The organism is Neisseria sp. P0022.S009 (assembly GCF_051956675.1).
Lineage (GTDB): Bacteria > Pseudomonadota > Gammaproteobacteria > Burkholderiales > Neisseriaceae > Neisseria.
Genome location: NZ_JBQCXE010000028.1, coordinates 1 through 719, shown reverse-complemented (window position 1 = coordinate 719; position 719 = coordinate 1). Strand labels below are relative to the sequence as shown.

The following is a 719-nucleotide window of genomic DNA, read 5'->3' as shown; positions in this document are numbered from 1 at the left end:
TCCGACTGGCCAAACCCTATGCCGGTCCCGAATACGGCATCCACTTCCCCTTACACGAAGGCACAGAAGTGATGCTCTCCTTCGTCCAAGGTAATCCCGACCGTCCGTATATCTCCGGAGTGATGCATGACAGCACCCATACCGACCATATCCCTGCCGATTGGAATACCCGCAACGTCATCCGTACCTGGGCGAACAACAAACTGAGGATGGAAGACCAAAAAGGTCAGGAACACATCAAACTCGCCACCGACTACCAAAAATCCCAACTAAACCTCGGCCATATCGTCGACTCAAATCGCAACAAACGCGGAGAAAACGGCGAAGGCTTCGAACTCAGAACCGACGGCTGGGGTACCGTACGGGCGGGTAAAGGCATACTCGTCAGCGCACAAAACCAAGATGCTGGCGGTAAAGTGCTGGATATGGACGATGCCATCGCACAGATCGAACAGGCACTTTCCCTGGCCAAAAGCCTGAACAAAGCCGCCCAAACCGCCAACAACCACAATACCGATGAAGAAACCCAAAGGGGTCGTCTGAAAGACGCCCTCAAAGACCTGAAAGAGGCCGGCTTAATCCAAACCGCCCCGGCCGGCATCGCCACCACAACAGAGCAAAGCCAACTGCATACCGCCAATGAAAACATCCACCTTATCAGCGGCAACCATACCGACATTACCGCCGGCCAAAGCCTGACCGCCCATGCGGCAGAGAGC

At 54.9% G+C, this 719-nt stretch carries 1 protein-coding gene; it reads left to right on the top strand.

All coding sequences use genetic code 11. From position 1 onward, the window contains the following. Window positions 1–719: type VI secretion system Vgr family protein (locus ACTHUG_RS11265; protein WP_440386815.1), on the top strand; the 719-nt coding region annotated here is incomplete at both ends.